A 23,051-nucleotide genomic window follows, 5' to 3' on the forward strand; every position below is an offset into this window, starting at 1 on the left:
CGGAACTGGTGGCCTGTGCGCGTGTGGGTGGGTTGCCCAGCGTCGTGATCTGTCTTTGCTGATCGATCGGAATGCCAGCCGCGTCGTCGTCCAGCCATTCCACCTCAGGATCTCCCATGTCACCTGTCCCGCGTGCCTCGTTGTGTTGTTGTTCGCCCTCCTCGCTGTCCGTCGCCATCGCGATGTCGCTGCTTGCCTGCGGTGCCAGTGCGCAGACGCAGCAATCGCCGCCGCCGGCATCGGCGCAGATCTCCCAGCTCGATACCGTCAAGGTCACCAGCTCCTACCAGAAGAGCCTGATCACCGCGATGGACAACAAGCGCGACGACGTGCGCATGACCGATGGCATCTCCGCACAGGACATCGGCAAGTTTCCTGCCGAGAACATCGCCGAAGCGATCCAGCGCATCCCCGGCGTGCAGATCTCCACCATCAACGGGCGCGGCTCCACCATCAGCGTGCGTGGTCTGGGCCCGCAGTACTCGGCCACCACCATCAACGGCCAGGTAATCAAGAGCGCCGACTTCACCGACGGGTTCCGCTACGACATCATCCAGCCGGAAGTGGCCGCCGGGATCGAGGTGATCAAGTCGCCGTCGGCGGACATGGATGCCGGCGGCCTGTCCGGCACGGTCAACATCAACACCACCAAACCGCTGGACTACCAGCAGACCAAGCTGCTGTTCTCGGCCAAGACCCAATATGCGGAGTTCGCCGGTGGCTCGCCCACGCCCAAGGGCGTGCTGACCTATATCGACCAGTTCAAGTTCGGCGGTGGCGATCTGGGCGTGTTCCTCAGTGCCGGCTACCAAAAGCTCAAGGACCGCGCCGATTATCTGTGGATCGACCGCTGGTACACGCAGGATACCGACGCCGGCACCTTGTACATCCCGCGTCGTCCGCGCTATCGCTCGATCGAGCGCGAGACCACGCGCAAGATGTTCAATGGCGGCCTGCAATGGAAGCCCAACGACCAGCTGGAGATGAACCTCACTGCGCTGTATTCGCAGGACAAGACCGCCAACGACATGAACCAGCTGGTGTACTCGTTCGAGCGCACTCCGCTGACGGTGCTGCAGACCAACGGGTTGACCGCCACGCAGGTGTCGGCATCGGACTACTGGCTGGAGAACAACCGCCAGATCGAACAACACGATCTGTCCACACAGTTGCTCACCTACGACTTCAAATGGAAGCGCGATGCCTGGACGCTCAGTGGCGCGGCCAATTACACCCAGGGCAAGACCGACGAGAACGAACGCGCCGCGATCCTGGGCCGGATCCCCTCGGCGACGCTGCTGGATACCTCCAATCCCGACGCGATCTCGCTGACCACCGATGCCGACGCCACCGATGCCAGCGCCTGGGACAAGCGCAATCTGGTGCGTAGCGAGTACCCCAACGGTTCCATCCAGTCGCTCAGCAACAAGGAATGGTCGCTGCAGCTGGATGCCGAACGGTATCTGGAGCTGGGTGCGTTGAATGCGGTGCGCTTCGGTGCCAAATACCGCCGCGAAACCTTCGAGCGCGACGTGCGCCGGCGCGACTTCCTGTACCTGCTCAGGACCGGTGCGGTGTCGGGCTTCGACATGTTCCCGGAGCTGTCGGCCGCCAACAGCACGGTCAGCAACTTCCTCGACGGGCAGCTGGCCTCGCAGGACAGCTGGGTCACCCCGGACATCGCCGCCTACGCACGCTCGCTGGCGGCCGCCGGCATCAGCGTGCCGGTGCTGTTCGCACCGCAGAGCAGCTACAGCATCGAGAACGACATTTCCTCGGCCTATGCGATGGCGCGCATCGATACCGACATCGGCAGCATGCGCCTGCGCGGCAACCTCGGCCTGCGCTACGAAAACACCAAGCGCACCACCGACACCTACCTGACCCAGGCGCAGGCCGCCAGCGACGATGCCAATGTGGTGATCGGCACCGCGCGCGCGCCGTACGAGTATTCCAACTGGCTGCCCAGCCTGAATCTGGTGCTGGACATGCGCGACGATCTGCTGCTGCGCTTTGCCGCCGCCAAGGTGCTGGTGCGGCCGATCCTGGACAGCAACACCGCCATCGCCTCGACCATCTCCACCGGCACCAATACCGGCGGCACCACCACCTATCTCGTCACCCAGGGCCAGACCGATCTGAAGGCACTGACCGCCGACCAGGCCGACCTGAGCCTGGAGTGGTACTACGGCAACGGCGGCGCGCTGACCGTGGCTGGCTTCTGGAAAAACATCAAGAACGGCACCTTCAACAGCATCGTCTGCCCGGCCGCCTTCAACGGCACCGCGCTGTCCAGCAACGCGGCCGGCGACTGCGTGGACAGCGGTGGCGATATCTACGAGATCACCGCCACCACCAACGACCCGAGCAAGGTCAAGATCCGCGGTTACGAGCTGGGCTGGACGCAATCGCTGGATGCCTGGCTGCCGATCGACGGCTTCGGGGTGACCACCAACTTCACCCGGGTGATTCCGCAGCGCGATACCGATTTCCAGATCCGCAACCTGTCCGAGCAGACCTGGAACGCCACCGCGTACTGGGAGAGCGCGCATTATTCGGCGCGCGTTTCGCTCAACCATCGCAGCGAGTACGAACAGGACAGCAGCGACAGCTTCTTCGCGCGCGAAGGCCACACCATGAAGGCGCGCACCCAGCTGGATGCAGTGCTCGGCTACCAGGTCAACGACAGGCTGAGCTTCCAGCTCGGTGGCCTGAATCTCACCAACCGCACCGAGGAGGCGTACAAGGACATCGCCAGCCGCTGGCAGATGACCGGCGTCACCGGCCGCAGCTACTACCTGTCGATGCAGTGGGACATGCTGTGATGCCGGGCCAGCGAGCACTGCGCCGGCAGGCACCGCTGCGGGTGGCAGCCAGCAGCGCAGGCAATGCCGCAGGTGTGATGGACGCGCGCCATGCAGTGGTCACGCGCGCGCCGCGTGCGTCACGGAGCGCGCCTGCGGTGCAGGCTGGCGGGCGCCATCATGCGCAGGCGTGAGTTCCTTGCCGGCAGCGTCTGCGCCTCGTCGCTGCTTGGCGTGCCGGCGCTGCTGCCGGGCGCGGCGAACGCTGTAGCGACACGCGCGGGCAGTGGCGGCACGCCGCGTCCCGCGCCACCGCCAGCGGGCACCGATGGCGCAGGCCAGTGGCTGGACCTGGACGAGGGCTGGCGCTTCCATGCCGGCGATCTGCCGCCGCCGCGCCTGCTTGCGCAGGACGAGACTTACGACAACGCCAAGGCCGGCCGCGCCTGGGGCGCAGCGGCGCCGGACTACGACGACACCGGCTGGCGACAGCTGCAACTGCCGCACGACTTCGTGGTGGAGCAGGCGGTGCGCGCCGACGCCAACATCGCGCAGGGCTATCGCCCGCGCGGCATTGCCTGGTACCGGCGCACGCTACGGCTGGACGAGTCCGTGCGCGGCCAGGCGGTGGAACTACGTCTGGACGGCATCGCCAGCCATGCCACCGTGTGGGTCAACGGCATGCTGATGGCGCGCAGCTGGAGCGGCTACAACGGGCTGGTCATCGATCTCACGCCGGTCGCGCGCTACGGCAATGCCGTGAACAGCATCGCCATCCGCGTCGATGCCGAGGCGATGGACGGCTGGTGGTACGAAGGCGGCGGCATCTACCGGCACACCTGGCTGGTGCTGCGTGCGCCCTTGCATATCGCCGGCGATGGCCTGGCGGCGGTGCCGCGCGAAGGCCCGGGCGATCTCTGGCAGCTGACGGTGCAACTGGACCTGGTCAACAGCGGCGAACAGCCTGCCGAGGCGTGGGTGGATGTGGCGCTGCGCGACCCAGACGGTGCTGTCGTGGCGAGTGGCGAGACGCAACTGCGCGTGGCTGCATTCGGTACCGTGCAGGCGGCCATCAGCATGTCGGTGCCGCAACCGCAGCGCTGGAGCGTGGACACGCCGGTGCTGTACCGCGTGCAGGCCAGCATGCGTGGCGCGGACGGCCGCAGCGACCATGCCGAGTGCGAGATCGGCTTTCGCAGCCTGCGCTTCGATGCCGACCACGGCTTCTTCCTCAATGGCCGCCCGCTCAAGATCAAGGGCGTATGCCTGCATCAGGACCATGCCGGCGTCGGGGTGGCGCTGCCCGATGCCTTGCACGCGTTTCGCCTGCAGCGCTTGAAGTCGATGGGCTGCAATGCCATCCGCCTGCATCACGCGGTGGCACCGGAACTGCTGCAGGCCTGCGACCGGCTCGGCATGCTGGTGATGGCCGAGAACAGGCTGTTCAATCCCGCACCCGAGTATGTGGCGCTGCTGCAGAACATGGTGCGGCGCCAGCGCAACCATCCCAGCGTGTTCCTGTGGTCGCTGCTCAACGAGGAGCCGCTGCAGGGCACCGCCACCGGTTACGCGATCATGGCGCGCGCCGCCAGCGCCGTGCGCGCGCTCGACGACAGCCGCCCGATCACCGCCGGCATGAACGACGGCATGTTCGCCACCCGTGGCGCGGCCGATGTGGTGGACGTGCTCGGCTTCAACTACCGCCAGTTCAACTACGACCGCGTGCATGCGGCGCGGCCGCGCACGCCGATGCTGTCCAGCGAGGACACCAGCGCGTTCCAGACCCGCGGCGCGTGGTTCACCGACCTGGACGCGCACGTGGTGGCCGAAGACGACAGCCTGGCCGCGGACTGGGGCAATACCCACCGCCGTGCCTGGCAGCTGATTGCCGAACGCCCGTTCGTCGCCGGCAGCTTCGTCTGGACCGGCTTCGATTATCGCGGCGAACCCACGCCGTTCGAATGGCCGTCGGTGGGCGCGTTCTTCGGCATCATGGATCAATGCGGATTTGCCAAGGGGGCCTACTGGTTGCGCCGCGCGCTGTGGATCGACGACGCGCCGGTGCTGCACCTGTTGCCGCACTGGAACTGGCCCGGCCGCGAAGGCCGGCCGATCAAGGTGATGGCGTTCTGCAATGCCGCGCAGGTGGAGCTGTGGCTCAATGGCCGCTCGCTGGGCAAACAGGCGGTGGATTGCGCGCAGATGAATCAGTGGCAGGTGGACTATGCGCCGGGCGTGCTGGAAGCGGTGGCCTGGCGCGACGGCCGCGAGGTGGCGCGTACGCGGGTGGAAACCACCGGCGCAGCGGTTGCGCTGCGGCTCACGCCCGACCGCCCCCAGCTACGCGGCGATGGCCGCGATGCGCAGCCGGTGACGTTGGAAGCGGTGGACGCGCAGGGTCGCCACGTGCCCGATTGCAATGCAATGCTGACGCTGCAGATCAGCGGCGGCCGCTTGCTGGGGGTTGGCAATGGCGACCCGAATGCACACGCCGCCGATCGGGGCATGCAAGTGGCCCTGTTCAACGGGCTGGCGCAGGCGATCGTGCAGGCCGAGCGTGGCGCAGGCGTATTACGGCTGCAGGCGCGCAGCGCAGGCGTGCGCGATGCGGTGATCGAGATCGCGTGCGTGGCGGTGCCGCTGCCGGCCGCGGTGCCGATCGTGGCGCCGGTGATGGTGGTCGAGAGCTGGCGCCACACCGCCGCCTTCGCGCAGCCGCCGGCACCGGATCTCTCGCGCCGCCCCAACGACAACAACAGCTGGAGCAACACGTTGCCCGGCACCCTGGAAACCGCGCCCGAACGCGCCGGCTACGTGTTGTACCGCACCCGGTTCACGCCGTGGCAGGGCGTGCAGGCCCACGGCGGCATGCTCGACCTGGGCCGCCTCAGCGGGCCGGCGCAGGTGTTTCTGGATGGCCGTGCAGTGACACAGGCGGCGGCCGGCACACCGATCAAGTTGGCGCTTGCACCCGCGACCGGCGCGCGCACGCTGGCGGTGATCCTGCAGGTCGCTGCGGATCAACCGTTTGGATTCCACGACGTCGTCACCGTGCAGTATCGGAACTCGCCATGATTACCTCATCGTTTTTCCCGTCGTCGCCCGCGCGGCTGTTCGCCGGCGCAGTGCTGGGCGCCTTGCTCGCCATTCCCCTCACCGTGCTGGCTACACCGCCCGCACAGGCGGTGCTGCAACGCCTGATCGGCGCACGCGCCACCCAGTTCGAGATGCGCGTGGCACCGCGCGGCGACGGCGCGGACTGGTATCGCATCGATGCCGGCGGCGACACGGTGCGCATTGCCGGCTCCTCGCAGGTGGCCTTGGCGCGTGGCGCCTACGCTTATCTGGGCCAGGCCGGTGCGGCCTCGATGAGCTGGGAAGGCGACCGCGTGGCGCTGCCGGCGCAATGGCCGGCCTACAGCAGCGGCCAGGTGCGCACGCCGTTTGCCCATCGCGCCTATCTCAACACCTGCACCTACGGCTACACCACGCCGTTCTGGGACTGGCCGCGCTGGCAGCGCGAGATCGACTGGATGGCGCTGCACGGCATCGACATGCCGCTGGCGATGGAAGGGCAGGAGGCGATCTGGCAGGCGCTGTGGCGCGAGTTCGACGTGGGCGATGACGCGCTGGCGGAGTATTTCTCCGGCCCCGCCTTCACCCCGTGGCAGCGCATGGGCAATATCGAAGGTTATCGTGCACCGTTGCCGCAGCAATGGATCGACAGCAAGCGCGTGCTGCAGACGCAGATCCTCACCCGCATGCGCGAGCTGGGCATGCAGCCGGTGCTGCCGGCGTTTGCCGGCTACGTGCCCAAGGCATTCGCGCAGGCGCATCCCAACGCGCGCATCTACCGCATGCGCGCCTGGGAAGGCTTCCACGAAACCTACTGGCTGGATCCACGCGATCCGTTGTTCGCCCAGGTCGCGCGCCGGTTCCTGGAGCTGTACACGCAGGCCTACGGTGCAGGCGAGTTCTATCTGGCCGACGCCTTCAACGAGATGCTGCCGCCGGTGGCCGACGACGGCAGCGACGTGGCCGCCGCCAAGTACGGCGACAGCATCGCCAACTCCGATGCCGCACGTGCCAAGGCGGTGCCGGCGGCGCAACGCGATGCACGCCTGGCCGAATACGGGCAGGCCTTGTATCGCTCCATCGCGCAGGTCAATCCGCAGGCCACCTGGGTGATGCAGGGCTGGCTGTTCGGTGCCGACCGCGAGTTCTGGCAACCGCAGGCGATCGCCGCGTTTCTCGGCAAGGTACCCGACGCGCGATTGATGGTGCTGGACATCGGCAACGACCGCTATCCCGGCACCTGGAAGGCGGCGCAGGCCTTCGACAACAAGCAGTGGATCTATGGCTACGTGCACAACTACGGCGCCAGCAATCCGTTGTACGGCGACTTCGCGTTCTATCGACACGATCTGCAGGCTTTGCTGGCCGATCCGGACAAACGCAACCTGCGCGGCTTTGGCGTGTTTCCGGAAGGGCTGCACAGCAACTCGGTGGTCTACGACTATCTCTACGCGCTGGCCTGGGAGGGCCCGCAACAATCCTGGTCGCAATGGCTCACGCAATACACCCGCGCGCGCTACGGCCGCAGCGATGCGGCCTTGCTGCAGGCCTGGTCGGATCTGGAAGCGGGCATCTACCAGACCCGCTACTGGTCGCCGCGCTGGTGGAACAAGCGCGCCGGCGCGTATCTGCTGTTCAAGCGGCCGACCGCCGACATCATTGGCTTCGACGACCGCCCCGGCGATCCGCAACGCTTGCGCCGCGCCATCGACGCGTTGCTGCAGCAGGCCGACCGCTATGCCGACGCGCCGCTATACCGTTACGACCTGATCGAAGACGCACGGCATTACCTGAGCCTGCACGCCGACCGTCAATTGCAGGCGGTGGTGCAGGCCTACGACGCCGGCGAGTTCGCACGCGGCGATGCGCTGCTGGCGCGCACCACGCAAGTGGTGCAGGGGCTGGATGCACTGGTCGGCGGCCAGCACGAAACCCTGGCCGACTGGACCGGCCAGGCCGCTGCGGCCGCCGGCAACGATGCCGCACTGCGGCGTGCCTATGTCGGCAATGCACGTGCGCAGGTCAGCATCTGGGGCGGCGACGGCAACCTGGCCGATTACGCGTCCAAGGCATGGCAGGGCATGTACGCGGATTTCTATCTGCAGCGCTGGACGCGCTTTCTCGGCGCATACCGCGCCGCACGCAAGGCGGGCACACCGTTCGACGCAGCGGCAGTCAACGCGCAGCTTGCCGCGTGGGAGCGCCAATGGGCCGCGCAGGACGAAGTGCCGAAGCGACAGCCACCCCGCGACCCACTGACCTTGCTGCGCGGCTTGCTGGCGCAGGTGGACGCGCAAGAGGGTTTGCAAAGCGCCATGCAACGCAATGTGCAAGGCAGTACGCACAGTGCAACGCAAGGCATTGCCCAAGGCGACGTGCACGGCATGGCGCACGGTGCCATTCGCGGCACCACGCAAGGTACTGCCCAATGAGCAGATCCATATTGCACATCGCGGCCCTCCATGAGCGCTTCCGTACCGAAGCAGCGACACTCGCCACGGGCAGCACGCTTCCCCTGCAGTCGCTGGGCAAGGAACTGCAATGAGCGCACAAACACTCCCTGCTGCAGCTGGTGCCGCAACCGCAGCACCCAGGCGCGAACGCTTCCTGTCGCTGGACGTGTTCCGCGGCCTGACCATCTTCCTGATGATCCTGGTCAACACCGCCGGGCCCGGCGCGCAGCCATATGCGCAGCTGACCCACGCGGCCTGGTTCGGCTTCACGCTTGCCGATCTGGTGTTTCCCTCGTTCCTGTTCGCCGTCGGCAGCGCGATGAGTTTTGCGCTGGCCACCGGCACGCCGCACCGGCAGTTCCTCGCCCGCGTGAGCAAGCGCGCCGCGCTGATCGTGATGTGCGGCGTGCTGATGTACTGGTTTCCGTTCTTCCACCCGCAGCCCGATGGTGGATGGGCGTTCACTGCAGTCGATCAACTCCGCCTGACCGGCGTGCTGCAGCGGATCGGCCTGTGCTATCTGCTCGCAGCGCTGCTGGTGCGCTATCTGCCGCCACGCGCTATCGCGCCGGTTTGCGTCGCGCTGCTGCTGGGCTACTGGGCATTGCTGTACGTCTTTGGCGAGCCCGGTGCGGAGCTGAGCAAGACCGGCAACGCCGGCACCCGGCTGGACCTGTGGCTGTACGGGCATGCGCATCTGTATCGCAAGGATGGCGGCTTCGACCCCGAGGGCCTGCTTGGCACGCTGTCGGCCACGGTCAACGTGCTGGCCGGCTATCTGGGCGGGCGCTTCATGCAGCGGCACGGCAAGACCGGTGCCGCCACGCGCAGCCTGTTGCTGGCGGGCGCGGGGCTGGTGCTGCTGGCGTTGCTCTGGCACCCGGCCTGGCCGCTGTCGAAGAAGCTCTGGAGCGGGTCGTTCGTCGCTTGCACGGTAGGCCTGGATCTGCTGGCGCTGGGCGTCCTGGTCTACCTGCTGGAGTTGCGCGGCTGGAGCGGCGGCAGCGGCTTCTTCACCGTACTGGGGCGCAACCCGCTGGCGATCTACCTGTTCTCCGAACTGTTCGTGGTGGTGCTGCGGCTGCTCCCGGCCGGCAGTTCCGGGCTGGACCTGTACGCCTGGGCCGGCATCCGCGTGTTCCAGAGCATCGCGCCGGGCCCGCTCGGGTCGCTGCTGTGCGCGCTGAGCTACACGCTGCTGTGTTGGTGCGTGGGCTGGTGGATGGATCGGCGGCGCTGGTATCTGCGGCTGTGATTGCCCGACCCGGCAACCGGTGACGCAGCCCCGGGGCGCGGACAGTGCCGCACCGGCCTGATCATCGGCATGCATCCCGCCCTTGAGCGCGGTGGACGCCTGCGTCAGCCAGGGCCTGTCACCGCTCCCGACGATCCACAGCCGCTAATGCGCTGCAGGCAAATTGGTACTATATTGGACCTAACGAATCCAAGTCGGTCCGGAGGACAGGCAATGGCCAAACCGAAAACCGAAGCCAGGACGGACACCGACCCCCGGATGGACGCGCTGACGCTGGACGCCTCCGCGCCGACGCCGCTGTATCTGCAACTGGCGAGCAAGCTGGACGAGCAGATCCGCGGCGCGCAGTGGAAGGCCGGCGAGGCGCTGCCGGCCGAGCGCCAGCTGTGCGAGCGGCTGCAGATCTCGCGGGTGACGCTGCGCCAGGCCGTGGACGTGCTGGTCGAACAGGGTTTGGTCTCGCGCCGGCAGGGCGCCGGCACCTTCGTCACCACGCAGATCCAGCACCAGCTCAGCGGCCTGACCAGTTTCAGCGAGACGCTGCGCATCAAGGGCTACGAGCCCGGCACGCGCTGGCTGGAGCGGCGGCTGCGCCCGGCGCATGGCGAAGAGATCCTGCGGCTGGGCCTGTCGCCGGACGCGGCGGTGGCCTCGCTGACCCGCCTGCGCAGCGCCGACGACCGGGTCATGGCCTACGAGCATGCAGTGTTGCCGCAGCGCATCGTCGCCGACCCGCAGCAGATCGGCGATTCGCTCTACAGCTACCTGGATGCGCAGGGCACCCCGGTGGTGCGCGCGCTGCAGTACTTCCGCGCGATCAATCTGCCCGCGCGGCTGGCCGAACACCTGCGCATGAAGACCGGCGAGGCGATTCTGCATGTGGTGCGCGTGGGCTATGCGCGCGACGGCAGCGCGATCGAATTGACCGACACCTATTGCCACAACGATTTCTACGATTTCGTCGCCGAACTGCGTCGCTGATCCAGCGCGGCGCCCCCCAACCGACAACTCAAGAGCCAGCCGATCCATGACTACCGCCAGGCCCGCAAATCCCGTTGTCTCGATCGCCATCGTCGGCGTGCTGTTCTTCATCATCGGCTTCTTCACCTGGATCAACGGGCCGCTGATCACCTTCGTGCGGCTGGCGTTCGACCTCAACGAGGTCAACGCCTTCCTAGTGCTGATGGTGTTCTACCTGTCGTATTTCTTCCTGGCGCTGCCGGCGTCGTGGATCCTCAAGCGCACCGGTATGAAGAAGGGGCTGGCGCTGAGCCTGGTGGTGATGGCGGTGGGCGCGGCCGGCTTCGGCCAGTTCGCCACCCAGCGCTGGTATCCGGGCGCCTTGGGCGGCCTGTTCGTGATCGGCAGCGGCCTGGCGCTGCTGCAGACCGCGATCAACCCGTACATCAGCATCCTCGGGCCGATCGAGAGCGCGGCGCGGCGGATCGCGCTGATGGGCATCTGCAACAAGATCGCCGGCATCCTGGCGCCGATCCTGATTGGCTCGCTGGTGTTGCACGGCATCGGCGATCTGTCCGCGCAGGTGGCCAGCGCCGATGCGGCGACCAAGCAGCAGTTGCTCACGGCCTTCGCCGCCAAGATCCACGCACCGTATCTGGTGATGTCCGGGGTGCTGCTGTTGCTGGCGATCGGCGTGCTGTTCTCGCCGCTGCCGGAGCTGCGGGCCTCCGAGGCCAATGCCACGCCCGGCAGCGCGGTTGGCGTGCAGAAGTCCAGCATCTTCCAGTTCCCGCACCTGTGGCTGGGCGTGTTGTGCCTGTTCGTCTACGTGGGCGTGGAAGTAATGGCCGGCGATGCGATCGGCACCTACGGCCACGGCTTCAATCTGCCGCTGGACAGCACCAAGATCTTCACCTCCTACACGCTAGGCGCGATGCTGGTTGGCTACATCGTCGGCCTGGCGTTGATTCCGGGTGTGATCTCGCAGGCGCGCTACCTGAGCGTGTCGGCGGTGCTGGGCGTGCTGTTTTCGCTGGGCGCGCTGCTGACCCACGGCTATGTGTCGGTGGGCTTCGTGGCCGCGCTCGGTTTTGCCAACGCGATGATGTGGCCGGCGATCTTTCCGCTGGCCATCCGCGGGCTCGGCCGCTTCACCGAGATCGGTTCGGCCTTGCTGGTCATGGGCATTGCCGGCGGCGCGATCATTCCGCAGCTGTTCGCCATTCTCAAACAGCACTACGACTTCCAGGTCGTGTTCGCTGCGCTGATGGTGCCGTGCTATCTGTACATCCTGTTCTATTCGCTGCGCGGTTACCGTGTGGGCCTGCCGGCCCAGGCCAAGTGAACCAGGCAGCATGATGCGTTCCGACGAACAAGGCATACCCATGCGCAGGCCCACCATCAAAGATGTCGCCGAGCGCGCCAAGGTCTCGTTGAAGACCGTGTCGCGCGTGATCAACAACGAACCGTCGGTGATGCAGGCCACGCGCGCGCGCGTGCTGCGCGCCATCGCCGATCTCGACTACGAACCCGATCCGTCCGCGCGCAACCTGCGCAGCGGCACGCCGTTCGTGATCGGCCTGGTCTACGACAATCCCAACCCGTATCACATCATCGGCATCCAGAACGGCGTGCTGGCGGCCTGCCGCGAAACCGGCTTCGGCCTGCAGATCCATCCGTGCGATTCCACCTCGCCATTGCTGGCCGAAGAACTGGCCGAATGGGTGCAGCGCTCGCGGCTGGCCGGCGTGGTGCTGACCGCACCGATGTCCGAGCGCCCCGAGTTGATGGCCGGCCTGGCTGCGCGCGGCATCAAGAGCGTGCGCATCATCGCCGCCACCGACGATCCGGGCGACGGCCCCTGCGTCTATATCGACGACCGCGCTGCCGCCTACGAGATCACCGAGCATCTGGTCCAGTTGGGCCATCAGCGCATCGGGTTCCTGTGGGGTGGCCCGCAGCACCGCTCCAGCGGCGAGCGCTACGCCGGTTACGAGGCGGCGTTGAAGGACTACGGCATCACCCTGGACAAGCACCTGGTGATTCCCGGCGATTACACCTTCGACGACGGCTTCCGTGGCGCGCGCCGGCTGCTGTCGTTGCGCGAGCCGCCCACCGCCATCTTCGGCAGCAACGATGAAATCGCCGCGGGCGTGCTGGCCGCAGCCAAGTCCACCGGCATGAACGTGCCGTATCAATTGTCGATCGCCGGTTTCGAGGACAGCCCGTTCTCGCGCCAGTCCTGGCCGGCGCTGACCACCGCCAAGCAGGCCACCGACGACATCGCGCGGCATGCCGCACGCCTGTTGATCAGCCAGCTGCGCAGCGATGCCTACGACGACCAGCCCGCGCAATTGCAGAACCGCGGCTTCGTGCCGCAGCTGGTGGTGCGCGGTTCCACTGCACCGGCGCAGACGCCGTCCGCCAAATCCCTTCCTCCCGAATCCGCCTGAGCACGATGAGCCTTCCCACCGAAACCGAGACCTTGATGTTCCGCGAGGCGGCGCAGACCGCTGACGTGGTCGCCGCACAGTTCGCCCGCAATGCCGACACCGTCGCCGCCCTCGCGCAGTCGCTGCGCGATACGCCGCCGCCGTTCGTGGTGACCTGCGCACGCGGCAGTTCCGATCACGCAGCGACCTACGCCAAGTATCTGTTCGAAACACAACTGGGCATCGTGACCGCCTCTGCATCGCCGTCGGTGGGCTCGGTCTACGCATCGCCGCTGCAGTTGCGCGGTGCGCTGTACATCGTGATTTCGCAATCGGGCAAGAGCCCGGACCTGCTGCGCAATGCCGAGGCCGCCAAGGCGGCCGGCGCGCGCGTGGTCGCGCTGGTCAACGTCGAGGATTCACCGCTGGCGCAGCTGGCCGAGGTGGTGATTCCGCTGGGCGCAGGCCCGGAAAAAAGCGTTGCCGCCACCAAGAGTTATCTCGCCTCGCTGGCTGCGCTGCTGCACCTGGGCGCGGTGTGGAAGAACGACCCGGCCCTGCTCGCGGCGGTAGAGGCACTGCCGCAGCAGTTGCGCGCCGCCTGGCAGGCCGACTGGTCCGCGCTCACTGCCGGCCTGGTGCCGGCACACAACCTGTTCGTGCTCGGTCGCGGCCTGGGCCTGGGCGCGGCGCAGGAAGCGGCGCTGAAGTTCAAGGAAACCTGCGGCCTGCATGCCGAGGCGTACAGCTCGGCCGAGGTCAAACACGGCCCGATGGCGCTGGTGGGGCCGGGCTTCCCGGTGCTGGTGTTCGCCCAGCCCGACGAAACCGGCGCCGGCACGCGTGCGCTCGCGGCCGAATTCCGCGCGCGTGGCGCGCAGGTGTGGCTGGCCGCCCCCGACGGCGACCTGCCGCTCGTGGATGCGGCGCACCCGGCCAGCGCGCCGCTGCTGACCGTGCAGAGCTTCTACCGCGCGATCAACGCGCTGGCCCTGCAACGTGGCAACAATCCCGATCTGCCGCCGCACTTGAACAAGGTCACGGAAACCGTTTGAACATGGATGCTTCCCCGATTCAAGCGTTGTGCAATGCACGCGTGCTCACCGACGATGGCTTGCAGGATGGGCTGGTGGTCCTGCTGGCCGGCACGCAGATCCAGGCGGTGGTGGCGGCCGACGATGCGCGCGTTGCGCAGGCGCATACGCGCGTGGATCTGGGCGGCGCCACCTTGCTGCCCGGCTTCATCGACATCCAGGTCAACGGCGGTGGTGGCGTGTTGTTCAACAATGCGCGCGACCCGCAGGCGCTGGCCACGATCGCGGCGGCGCATCGCCGCTACGGCACCACCGGCATGCTGCCGACATTGATCAGCGACACCGCCGAGGTGATGGCCGAGGCGATCGCCGCCACGCGCCAGGCCATCGCGCAAGGCGTGCCCGGCGTGCTCGGCATTCATCTGGAAGGCCCGTACCTGAGCCCGGCCCGCAAGGGCACGCACGACGCGCACAAGTTCCGCCTGCCCGACGCGCACGAGATTGCCGTCGATACCTCGTTGGACAACGGCGTCACCCTGATCACGCTCGCACCCGAGCGCGTGCCGCTGGACGACATCCGCGCCTTTGTCGCCGGCGGCGCGACCGTGTTTGCCGGCCACACTGCGGCCAGCTACGAGCAGGCGCGCGACGGCATTGCCGCCGGCGTCAGTGGTTTCACCCATCTGTACAACGCGATGTCGCAGCTGACCGGGCGCGAGCCCAGCGCGGTCGGCGCCGCGTTGGAAGACCCCGATGTGTGGTGCGGCATCATCGTCGATGGCGTGCACGTGCACCCGGCCAGCCTGCGCGTGGCGCTGGCCGCCAAACCGCGCGGCAAGCTGTTGCTGGTCACCGACGCCATGCCGATGGTCGGTGCCGACAGCCCCAGTTTCGACCTGTACGGCGAAACCATCACCGCCGTGGACGGCGTGGTACGCAATGCCGACGGCGCACTGGCCGGCTCGGCGCTGGACATGGCCACGGCCGTGCGCAACAGCGTGCAGTGGCTGGGCGTGGACCTGGCCGAAGCCGCGCGCATGGCGTCCACCTATCCGGCGCAATGCATCGGCCTGGGCCAGCGCCTGGGCCGCATTGCACCCGGCTATCAGGCCGACCTGGTGCTGGTGGATGCCGACGTGCAGGTACTTGCCACCTGGGTGGCCGGTCAGCGCGAGTAAGTCCGCGCGCCGCCGCACGAACCCGTTCGTGCGGCGCGATGCGCTTGAAACCTTGTTTGCAGTCGTGTCTTCGGTGAACCGCCATCGTCGGTACGCTGCAGCATGAGCGTGCGTGCGTGCGCGAGTGCAGGGCGTGCTTTCGCCAAGCTCCGGAAAGGCATCAGTGTTGAACGCTGGAGCAGCCAAGCAGAACCCGGGCGCTTTCGGCGTCACGCGACACGTAGTGCAACCGACGCGCTTTCCGTTGCAGTAGACGCTCGACGATGACTGCAGCCGCATGCGCTTGCCGCAGGTCAGCAATGCGATCGCGGTAGTTTGGCAATGCACTGCGTACACCATCCACCACAACAAAGCCTGCAACACACTCTGCATCGCAACATCCGGCTGCGCAGCCTTGTGGCATCAGGCCGCTACGCGCAGTGGTCTGCATCGTCGATGCATATGAGTGCGAACACGATCACGCTGTCATTCCAATATCTGCGTCGTCGGTGCGGTTTCAGGCATGAAACTGGGCTTTTGTGGCAGCGAGTTGACAGCCCCGGCTGCGAAAGGCACCTTCGCTGATAACGTTGTCAGCGAGCAGGAGCCACTTCTGAATTCTTGAAAGCGTTGTCGTCCGGCCGCTGGTCGGACTGGCGCTGACCCGCACGCCGCTACGGCAGTGCGGGACGCTGCTCGCATCCGGCACAGGGGACGGAGTGCGGGCATGTCACGCGCATCGCGCGTTGTCGTGCAACCACATGGTTGCCACCTGACATCCGTCAAGAGGTCTACGCAATGCCGTCTTCCCGTGTGTTCGAGTTGTCCCGTCACCTGTTCTGTCATGCGCACCCGCTGCGTCGTACCCCATTGAGCACTGCAGTCCGCGGCCTGTTGATCGGTGGCGCTACCCTGGCAGGTCTTGCCGCGTTGCCCGCAGGTGCGCAGGAGCAGGCTGCAGCCCCGCAGGAACAGGCGCCCGCGCAAACCAATCCCTCGGTATCCACGCTGGACGAGGTCAAGGTCGTCGGCTATCAGGCCAGCCTCGGCAAGGCACTCAACGTCAAGCGCAATGCCGATGCGATCGTCGATGCGATCAGCGCCGAAGACATCGGCAAATTCCCAGACACCAACGTCGCCGAGTCGCTGTCGCGCCTGTCCGGCATCACCGTGGATCGCCAGTTCGGCGAAGGCGAGAAGGTCAGCATCCTCGGTACCGACCCGGCACTCAATCGCGTGCTGCTCAACGGCCAGACCATTGCCTCCACCAGTTGGGGCGGCGATCCCAACGACCCGGATAGCCGCTCGTTCAACTACAGCACGCTGGCGCCGGAAGTGGTCGGCCTGATGGAGGTCTACAAGACACCGGAGGCACGCATCGACGAGGGCTCCATCGGTGGCACCGTGATCGTGCACACGCGCAAGCCGCTGGACCTTGAGCGCAACACGCTGACCGGCACGCTGAGCTACGGCTACAACGATCGTTCCGAGGAGGGCAAGCCGAATGCCTCGGCGCTGTACAGCTGGAAAAACCAGGATGAAACGCTCGGTGTGCTCACCTCGGTGATGCATTCGCAGCGCGTGTTGCGCCGCGATGGCGTGGAGATCTTCGGCTACGACAATGTGCAAGGCGCAGGGTTCCCGGCGTCTGTGGTCGGCAACAACACCGGCGTGTTTCCAACCTCGATCAACACCGCGTTGTTCCAGCAGACGCGCAAGCGCGACGGCGTCAGCGCGGCGTTGCAGTGGAAGCCGGATGCCGATTTCGAGCTCAACCTGACCGGTTTGTACGTCAAGGAGAGTTTCGACAACTACAACCAGAGCCGCTACGGCTACTGGGGTTCCACCCCCGGCGATGCGCAGGCGCTGGGCTTCGAGAACGGCGTGGCGACCTCGGGTACGTTCGGCGACCAGTCCAACACCTACCTGGACGGCTACCTGCGCAACAGCGAGGTCAGCACCGGCAGCATCCATCTACGCACCGACTGGCATGGCGATGGTTGGAATGCGTCCAGCCAGGTGGGCTACACCAGTTCACAGGGCGGTGCCGAGCGCATCTACGGCATCCAGTTCCGCAACCTCGCCGGTTACAGCTACAACATCGACGGGCGTCGTACCGCGATGGACTACAGCACCGACCCCACCAACGCGGCGGCGATGCAACTCAACAACGCCTCGGCCAGCCACAGCCCGCAATACGACAAGGAACGCTACCTGCAGCTGGACTTCGACCATGCGGTGGAGTGGGGGCCGTTCACCCAGATCCTGACCGGCATCAAGCTGACCAATCACGCCACCGGGCAGTCCTCCTACAGCCGCACCTGGACCCCGAACGACGGCAGCACGCTGGCCGCGTTCTCGCCGGGCACCACGCCGTCGGGCTATCTGGACGGCTTGTCGACCAGCGCCGACATGCAGCGCTGGTCGACCATCAACAGCGGCGCCATCAGCCAGTACATCGGTGGCCTTGAAGGCGATGACGGCTTGCCGATCAGCTACGCCGGCAACTACAGCATCGAAGAACAGAACCGCGCCTGGTTCCTGCAGGGCAACTTTTCCGGCGAGCGCTATCGCGGCAACGTTGGCGTGCGTTACGTGCACACCCGCGATTCCACCGATGGTTTCAGCTATGCGCCCGGTGGCGGCTATACGCCGGTCAACTTCCTCAACAGCTACGGCAAGTGGTTGCCGTCCTTCAACATCGCCTACGACCTGCGCGACGATCTGATGCTGCGCTTTGCTGCGTCCAAGGTGATCGCACGGCCGCGCTACACCAACATGACCCCGTACGTGGCCACCGACGACACCACGCTCACCGCGTCCACGGGCAATCCTGGATTGAGTCCGTACGAGTCCACCAACCTGGGCACATCGCTGGAGTGGTACTTCTCCGACAGCAGTCTGCTCAGCGGCGAGTTCTTCTCGCGCGATATCTCCAACTACATCCTGACCACCGTGGAAGACCGGGTGTTCTTCAACAACGCCACCGGCGGCTCGAGCACCTATCAGACCTCCGTGCCGACCAACGCCGGCGATGCCACGGTGCGCGGCGTTGCGCTCAACCTGCAGCACAACTTTGGCAACGGGTTCGGCGTGGTGGCCAACTACACCTATTCCGATTCCAAGACCGACGGCGATTACAGCCTGCCGTACAACTCGCGCAACGCCTACAACATCAGCCCGTACTACGAGCAGGGCAAATGGAGCGCGCGGGTGAATCTGGGCTGGCGCTCGGAATACTTCACCCAGATCGGCCGCCTCAACGGCCAGCAGATGACCGATGCATTCACCCAGGTCGATGCCTCGTTCGGCTACCAGGCCACCGAGCGCCTGCGCGTGGCGCTGGAAGCCACCAATCTGCTGGACGAAACCTACTTCAGCTATATCGGCAACAAGAACCAGCCGTACTACATCTACAAGAACGGCCGCTCCTTCATGCTGAGCCTGAATTTCAAGCTGTGACGTCGGCCGGGCGGCTGCTCTCGGGCAGCCGCCTTGTTGCAATGGCGGCGGCTCGCGGTTGCAATTTCGACCCGGGGATCTTTCGCTAGTCAGGATCTGAGCGGCAACGCTTTGCTTGGCACGGCTACATCCCTGTCGTGTTGCGACAACGGTATGCGCGATGCATCGGCTATGTGCCGGCCTTTCTTGCGGCCGCAATCGCCGCAATCCGCGCCTTCGCCAATGCCTCGCCGATCTGCGGGCCTTGCAGGCCTTGTGCGGCTAGGTCGCGCGCATTGATGGCCAGCGCAGCGGCGTGCAGGTGCTTGAACTGTTCGCCCTGCGGATATGCGGCGTCTTCGCTGCCCAGCCGGCCACGCTTGTCGGCTTCGCAGACCAGCGCGAGTTGCGCGATGCGCTCGGGGCGGCGAAACGCGTCGCAGCGCACCAGCAGCTCGTGCACGGTGCGGTCGCGCAGTTCGGCCAGGCGATGCACGTTCAAGTGTTCGCGGCAGGCGGTGATGGCGAGCTGGCGATAATCCTGTGGCACCTTGAGCCGCTCGCACAATGTCTGCAGCGGGGCAACGCCGCGCTGTTCGTGCATGATGTGGCGCGGCCATTCTTCCGCCGGCGTGAGCGCCTTGCCCAGGTCGTGGGTCAATGCGGCAAAGCCCACCAGCGCGTCGCCGGGCGCAAGTCGCGCGGCCATGTCGCTGACCATTTCCTGGTGAATGCCGGTATCCACCTCCGGATGAAACTCGGCACGTTGCGGCACGCCATACAGCGCATTGATCTCGGGCAGGATGACGCGCAGCGCATCGGTGTCGTGCAGCGTGCGCAGGAATGCCGACGGCTGTGCACTCTCCAGCACGCGGCGCAATTCCTGCCACACACGTTCGGGCACCAGGCTGTCCAGCTCGCCGCTGGCGGCCATCTCGCGCATCAGTGCTGCGGTCTCTGGCGCGACTGTGAAACCAAGCGGTGCCAGGCGTGCCATGAAGCGGGCAGCGCGCAATACGCGCACGGGATCTTCGACAAAGGCCGGCCCCACGTGCCGCAGCACGCGCGCCTGCAGATCGCGCGCGCCGCCATAAGGATCGAACAGCTCGCCAGTGTCCTCGTCACGTGCGATCGCATTGATGGTGAAGTCGCGGCGCAGCAGATCCTCTTCCAGCGTCACCGAAGGATCGGCATCCACCACGAAGCCGCGATAGCCGCGCCCGGACTTGCGTTCGGTACGCGCCAACGCATACTCCTCACCGCTGCGCGGATGCAGGAACACCGGGAAGTCCTTCCCCACCGGTTTGAAGCCCAGGCGTTCCATCTGCGCCTGATCGGCACCGACCACCACCCAGTCGCGGTCGCCAGCGGGCTGGCCAAGCAGGGCATCGCGGACTGCGCCGCCAACAAGATAGATCTTCATCGCGACATGATGCCCGATGCGGTGCGTGCGTCGTAGGGCGACTGATCCAAGGCTTGGCTGCAGGGCCTCTGCCCGCCCATCATCGCGGACATGCCGTAAGGCACAGCGGACGACCTACGGCTTTGCGGATAGATCAGCCGTAGAGCCGGTGCGGTGTGGCTTTGCTGCAGGGTCCTTGCCCGTCCACCATCGCGGGACATGCCGCAAGGCAGTACGGCTTTGCGGATAGATCAGCTGTAGAGCGGGGTGATGTGTGGTTTTGCTGCAGGGCCCTTGCCCGCCCACCCTCGCGGGACACGCCGCAAGTACGTCCCTGTAGGCTCTTACGCGGCATCCATGCCGCGTAAGGTCCCGCGACGATGGGCGGGCAAGGACCAGTCGAGATGGTCGGTGTGCACAGCTAAGCGCAATGCTTGATGCGCGTTGCTTGATGCCGATGCGCCGGCTCAATGCGCGATGCACTTCGAGCGGCAACCAGTCGGGACGTCTGCTGCGCACGGGTAAGAGCAGCGCGTGATGTGCATTTCGGATAGTGATGTACTTGCCCGGCCCAACGGCCAACGTCCAATGCACGTCGTGTAACAAGCTACTTTCACGTGACTACCGACCAACTTTCTGGTGCGGTGTCCTTGCCGGTTGCGGGACCGTGTGGCGGCACGGATGCCGCCACCGAGCCTCCACGGACGGATTCACGGCGTGTCCCGCAAGCGGTGAGGGCACCGCGCCCTCGACGACCCGAGCCTTCGATCCACCGAAACAACGCAAGGAAGGGAAAGGCTTGGTTGGCCTCACAGCCTCACAGCCTCACAGCCACAGAGCCACAGAGCCACAGAGCTTCAAGCCTAGGAGCGAACGAAAGGCAAGTACCAGAGCGGCATCGCCTAGCTTGCGCCCCAGGCCAAGACAACCACGCGCAACCGCGCAAGCACGATCACCTCATCCGGCCGCCATGTTCGGCGGCTGACTGGGAGCTCAGTCCTGCGCCGCGTTATTGGTCGCCTGGCCTGGCGTGCACACCGGTTTCAGGCGCTTGTCCACCAGCTTGCCCATCAGGCGATCGCTCAGCGGCAGCATGTCGCCGTTGAGCCGCCAGTCGTAGATCACGCTGAAAGCCAGCACACGCGCGACGTACTCACGGGTTTCCTTGTAGCTGATGGTCTCGATCCAGAAGTCCGGCTCGAAGTTAGGCCGTTGCGATTGCCAGCGCCCGGTCGGCCCCGGGCCGGCGTTGTAGGCGGCGATGGTGAGGTAGGGCAGGCCGTAGGTATTGAGCAACTGGCGCAGATAGGCGGTGCCGATGGCGATGTTGGTGTCCGGCTCGTACAGGCTGGTGGCGCCCGCATAACCGGGCAGGGCGATGCCCTTGGCCACGGCCGCGCCGGTGCCCGGCAATACCTGCATCAGGCCCATCGCGTTGGCAGGCGAGCGCGCGCGTGGATTGAAGATGCTTTCGGCACGGATCTCCGCTGCCACCCAGGCCGGGTCGATCGCGTTCTTGGCCGCTTCACGGCGAATGCTGTCGTCGTGATGCAGCGGAAAGCGCAATGCATACAGGCGTTGTTCGTCCGGCTGCTTGCCGAGCGCGAACACTGCGCGATCGAACCAGCCATTCTCGCTGGCCACCTGCACCGCCAGCCGGCGCTGGGTGTCGTCGAAGCGGCTCGCGGCATCGTTCCACTCGGCCACGGCCCAACCGGGGCGGTCGATCTGGAACAAGGCGATGGCGCGGAGCAACGCCGGATCGCGCGCGACGGCGGCCTTGGCCTGCGGGGTGTCCTTGGGCTCCCACGGACACAGGCGATATGGCTGCTGCAGACGATCGGCGGCCAGGAAGCCGTGGAAGGTCGGCGATTGCGCGGCTGCGCGATACAGCGGCTGCGCAGCCGCGGCCGCGCCGGTCTTCTCGGCCAGGCGCGCCTCGAAATACTGCCAGCGCGAATCGCTGCGCTGGGTGGCGGGCATCTTGCGGATCGCCGCCAAGGCGGCCGGCCAGTCGCCGCGCGCCATCGCCTCGCGCGCACGCCATTCGTGCAGGCGCTCGTCGTACGAGGCATCGGGCACTGCATTGAGGCGACGCGCCGAATCCGGCAGGTACGACGCCACCGTCCACAGCGCGATCTGGTACAGCACCTGGCCGCGCTGCGCCTCGCTGAAACCGAGCGCGCTGGCCAGCTGCGGCAACTGCTGCTCGGCCGCATCCGGGTCGCTCTTGGCTAGCTTGGCCAGGCCATCGACCGCGATGCGCCGGCTGCGCTCGGTTCTGGGCCAGCTCGATGCACGCGGATGCACCTTGTCCAGAAACGCGGCGTAGTCGTTGGCCAGGGCCAGATCGGCTGCCGGCAGACCGCGTGCGGCCGTGCGCATCACCGCGGGCAGTTGTGCATCGGCGGCCGCCTCCACGCGCTCCCAGCGCAGCGCCGGAATGAGCTCGCCGCGCGACTCCAGCCCGGCGACCACCGGATCGCAGGCATCGGGCAGGCCCTTGCCGGTACGCCATAACGTCAACGCATCGCGACTCCACTGCGCATCCAGCTTGCCGGTTGCCTGTCGCGCGGTCAGCTGCGCACAGCGCAGGCCGACGTTGTCGGTGGGTTTCCAGTTGGCCAGCAACGTGGTCCAGTCCTGGCGCCGCGCCACCGCCGGCAACCAGGTGCTGCGGAAGCTTTCGGCCACCGGCTGGCCTGCATAACGCTGCAAAAATCCCTGCGCCTGCGTGTTGGAGACGTTGTCGATGTTGCGCTTGAGCGTGGCAAATTCCAGCCAGCCATAGAGCGGGTGACGGCTCAGGGCACCGAGCTGACCGGCATCGGACTGGCCGCGCTCTGCAGCGGCGATGGCATCGCGCATGGCGGTCAGTTGCGGGTCGAGGCTTTGGGCATGCAGCGTGGTGCTGCCAAGGCACAGCAGGCCGACGAAAACAGTGGCAAGACGGGGGGCATAAGTCATTGCGCGATGATACCGAAGCGCGCCCGCGCGCCTGAGTGAATACGTGCAGGATCGACGCCCGTCAGCGCTGT

12 protein-coding genes are annotated in these 23,051 nt (G+C 66.4%); 10 read left to right on the plus strand and 2 right to left on the minus strand.

From position 1 onward, the window contains the following. Positions 1-116 precede the first annotated feature (116 nt). The 10 genes from DGN21_RS03575 (at position 117) to DGN21_RS03620 (ending at position 18,632) form a co-directional block, all read left to right on the plus strand. Positions 117-2,825: a TonB-dependent receptor gene (locus tag DGN21_RS03575; RefSeq protein WP_126965129.1), complete on the plus strand. Its 2,709-nt coding sequence runs from the start codon at positions 117-119 to the stop codon at positions 2,823-2,825. Between the two features lie 159 nt (positions 2,826-2,984). Then, positions 2,985-5,879: a beta-galactosidase GalA gene (gene galA, locus DGN21_RS03580; RefSeq protein ID WP_215825126.1), complete on the plus strand. Its 2,895-nt coding sequence runs from the start codon at positions 2,985-2,987 to the stop codon at positions 5,877-5,879. Beyond that, complete coding sequence (locus DGN21_RS03585; RefSeq protein WP_126965131.1) at positions 5,876-8,311, plus strand: alpha-N-acetylglucosaminidase; 2,436 nt, start codon at positions 5,876-5,878, stop codon at positions 8,309-8,311. The genes galA and DGN21_RS03585 overlap by 4 nt, the downstream gene beginning before the upstream one ends. Before the next feature lie 109 nt (positions 8,312-8,420). After that, entirely contained in the window at positions 8,421-9,587 is a 1,167-nt protein-coding gene (locus DGN21_RS03590) for a heparan-alpha-glucosaminide N-acetyltransferase domain-containing protein (protein WP_126965132.1), read from the plus strand. A 258-nt stretch (positions 9,588-9,845) separates the two neighbouring features. Next, complete coding sequence (locus DGN21_RS03595; protein ID WP_016900882.1) at positions 9,846-10,568, plus strand: GntR family transcriptional regulator; 723 nt, start codon at positions 9,846-9,848, stop codon at positions 10,566-10,568. A 46-nt stretch (positions 10,569-10,614) separates the two neighbouring features. Next, the gene (locus DGN21_RS03600; RefSeq protein WP_024940299.1) at positions 10,615-11,892 is read left to right on the plus strand and encodes a sugar MFS transporter; all 1,278 of its coding nucleotides are present in this window, start codon (positions 10,615-10,617) and stop codon (positions 11,890-11,892) included. A gap of 40 nt (positions 11,893-11,932) precedes the next feature. Continuing rightward, entirely contained in the window at positions 11,933-13,000 is a 1,068-nt protein-coding gene (locus DGN21_RS03605) for a LacI family DNA-binding transcriptional regulator (protein WP_024940298.1), read from the plus strand. Positions 13,001-13,005: 5 nt separating this feature from the next. Next, positions 13,006-14,034 (plus strand): SIS domain-containing protein, encoded by a 1,029-nt coding sequence (locus tag DGN21_RS03610; RefSeq protein ID WP_016900885.1) that lies wholly within the window; start codon positions 13,006-13,008, stop codon positions 14,032-14,034. Between the two features lie 2 nt (positions 14,035-14,036). Further along, complete coding sequence (nagA, locus tag DGN21_RS03615) at positions 14,037-15,191, plus strand: N-acetylglucosamine-6-phosphate deacetylase (protein WP_126965133.1); 1,155 nt, start codon at positions 14,037-14,039, stop codon at positions 15,189-15,191. 777 nt (positions 15,192-15,968) lie between these two features. After that, the gene (locus DGN21_RS03620) at positions 15,969-18,632 is read left to right on the plus strand and encodes a TonB-dependent receptor (RefSeq protein ID WP_184428956.1); all 2,664 of its coding nucleotides are present in this window, start codon (positions 15,969-15,971) and stop codon (positions 18,630-18,632) included. A 169-nt stretch (positions 18,633-18,801) separates the two neighbouring features. Here DGN21_RS03620 and DGN21_RS03625 read toward each other — a convergent pair whose 3' ends face one another. Together DGN21_RS03625 and DGN21_RS03630 are read right to left on the minus strand one after the other, a co-directional pair. Further along, positions 18,802-20,034 carry a multifunctional CCA addition/repair protein gene (locus DGN21_RS03625; RefSeq protein WP_160955190.1) on the minus strand — a complete coding sequence of 411 codons (1,233 nt, stop codon included), beginning with the start codon at positions 20,032-20,034 and terminating at the stop codon, positions 18,802-18,804. A 972-nt stretch (positions 20,035-21,006) separates the two neighbouring features. Then, positions 21,007-22,980 (minus strand): transglycosylase SLT domain-containing protein, encoded by a 1,974-nt coding sequence (locus tag DGN21_RS03630; RefSeq protein ID WP_167708423.1) that lies wholly within the window; start codon positions 22,978-22,980, stop codon positions 21,007-21,009. Positions 22,981-23,051 lie beyond the last annotated feature (71 nt).

It is taken from the genome of Xanthomonas sp. MLO165, from assembly GCF_018831305.1.
Taxonomy (GTDB): domain Bacteria; phylum Pseudomonadota; class Gammaproteobacteria; order Xanthomonadales; family Xanthomonadaceae; genus Xanthomonas; species Xanthomonas arboricola.

Bases quoted from the DNA above. Each gene is read 5' to 3' on its own strand.
- DGN21_RS03620 (WP_184428956.1), top strand. From the start codon at position 15,969: ATGCCGTCTTCCCGTGTGTTCGAGTTGTCCCGTCACCTGTTCTGTCAT.
- nagA (WP_126965133.1), top strand. From the start codon at position 14,037: ATGGATGCTTCCCCGATTCAAGCGTTGTGCAATGCACGCGTGCTCACC.
- DGN21_RS03590 (WP_126965132.1), top strand. From the start codon at position 8,421: ATGAGCGCACAAACACTCCCTGCTGCAGCTGGTGCCGCAACCGCAGCA.
- DGN21_RS03610 (WP_016900885.1), top strand. From the start codon at position 13,006: ATGAGCCTTCCCACCGAAACCGAGACCTTGATGTTCCGCGAGGCGGCG.
- DGN21_RS03600 (WP_024940299.1), top strand. From the start codon at position 10,615: ATGACTACCGCCAGGCCCGCAAATCCCGTTGTCTCGATCGCCATCGTC.
- DGN21_RS03575 (WP_126965129.1), top strand. From the start codon at position 117: ATGTCACCTGTCCCGCGTGCCTCGTTGTGTTGTTGTTCGCCCTCCTCG.
- DGN21_RS03625 (WP_160955190.1), bottom strand. From the start codon at position 20,034: ATGAAGATCTATCTTGTTGGCGGCGCAGTCCGCGATGCCCTGCTTGGC.
- DGN21_RS03630 (WP_167708423.1), bottom strand. From the start codon at position 22,980: ATGACTTATGCCCCCCGTCTTGCCACTGTTTTCGTCGGCCTGCTGTGC.
- DGN21_RS03595 (WP_016900882.1), top strand. From the start codon at position 9,846: ATGGACGCGCTGACGCTGGACGCCTCCGCGCCGACGCCGCTGTATCTG.
- galA (WP_215825126.1), top strand. From the start codon at position 2,985: ATGCGCAGGCGTGAGTTCCTTGCCGGCAGCGTCTGCGCCTCGTCGCTG.
- DGN21_RS03585 (WP_126965131.1), top strand. From the start codon at position 5,876: ATGATTACCTCATCGTTTTTCCCGTCGTCGCCCGCGCGGCTGTTCGCC.
- DGN21_RS03605 (WP_024940298.1), top strand. From the start codon at position 11,933: ATGCGCAGGCCCACCATCAAAGATGTCGCCGAGCGCGCCAAGGTCTCG.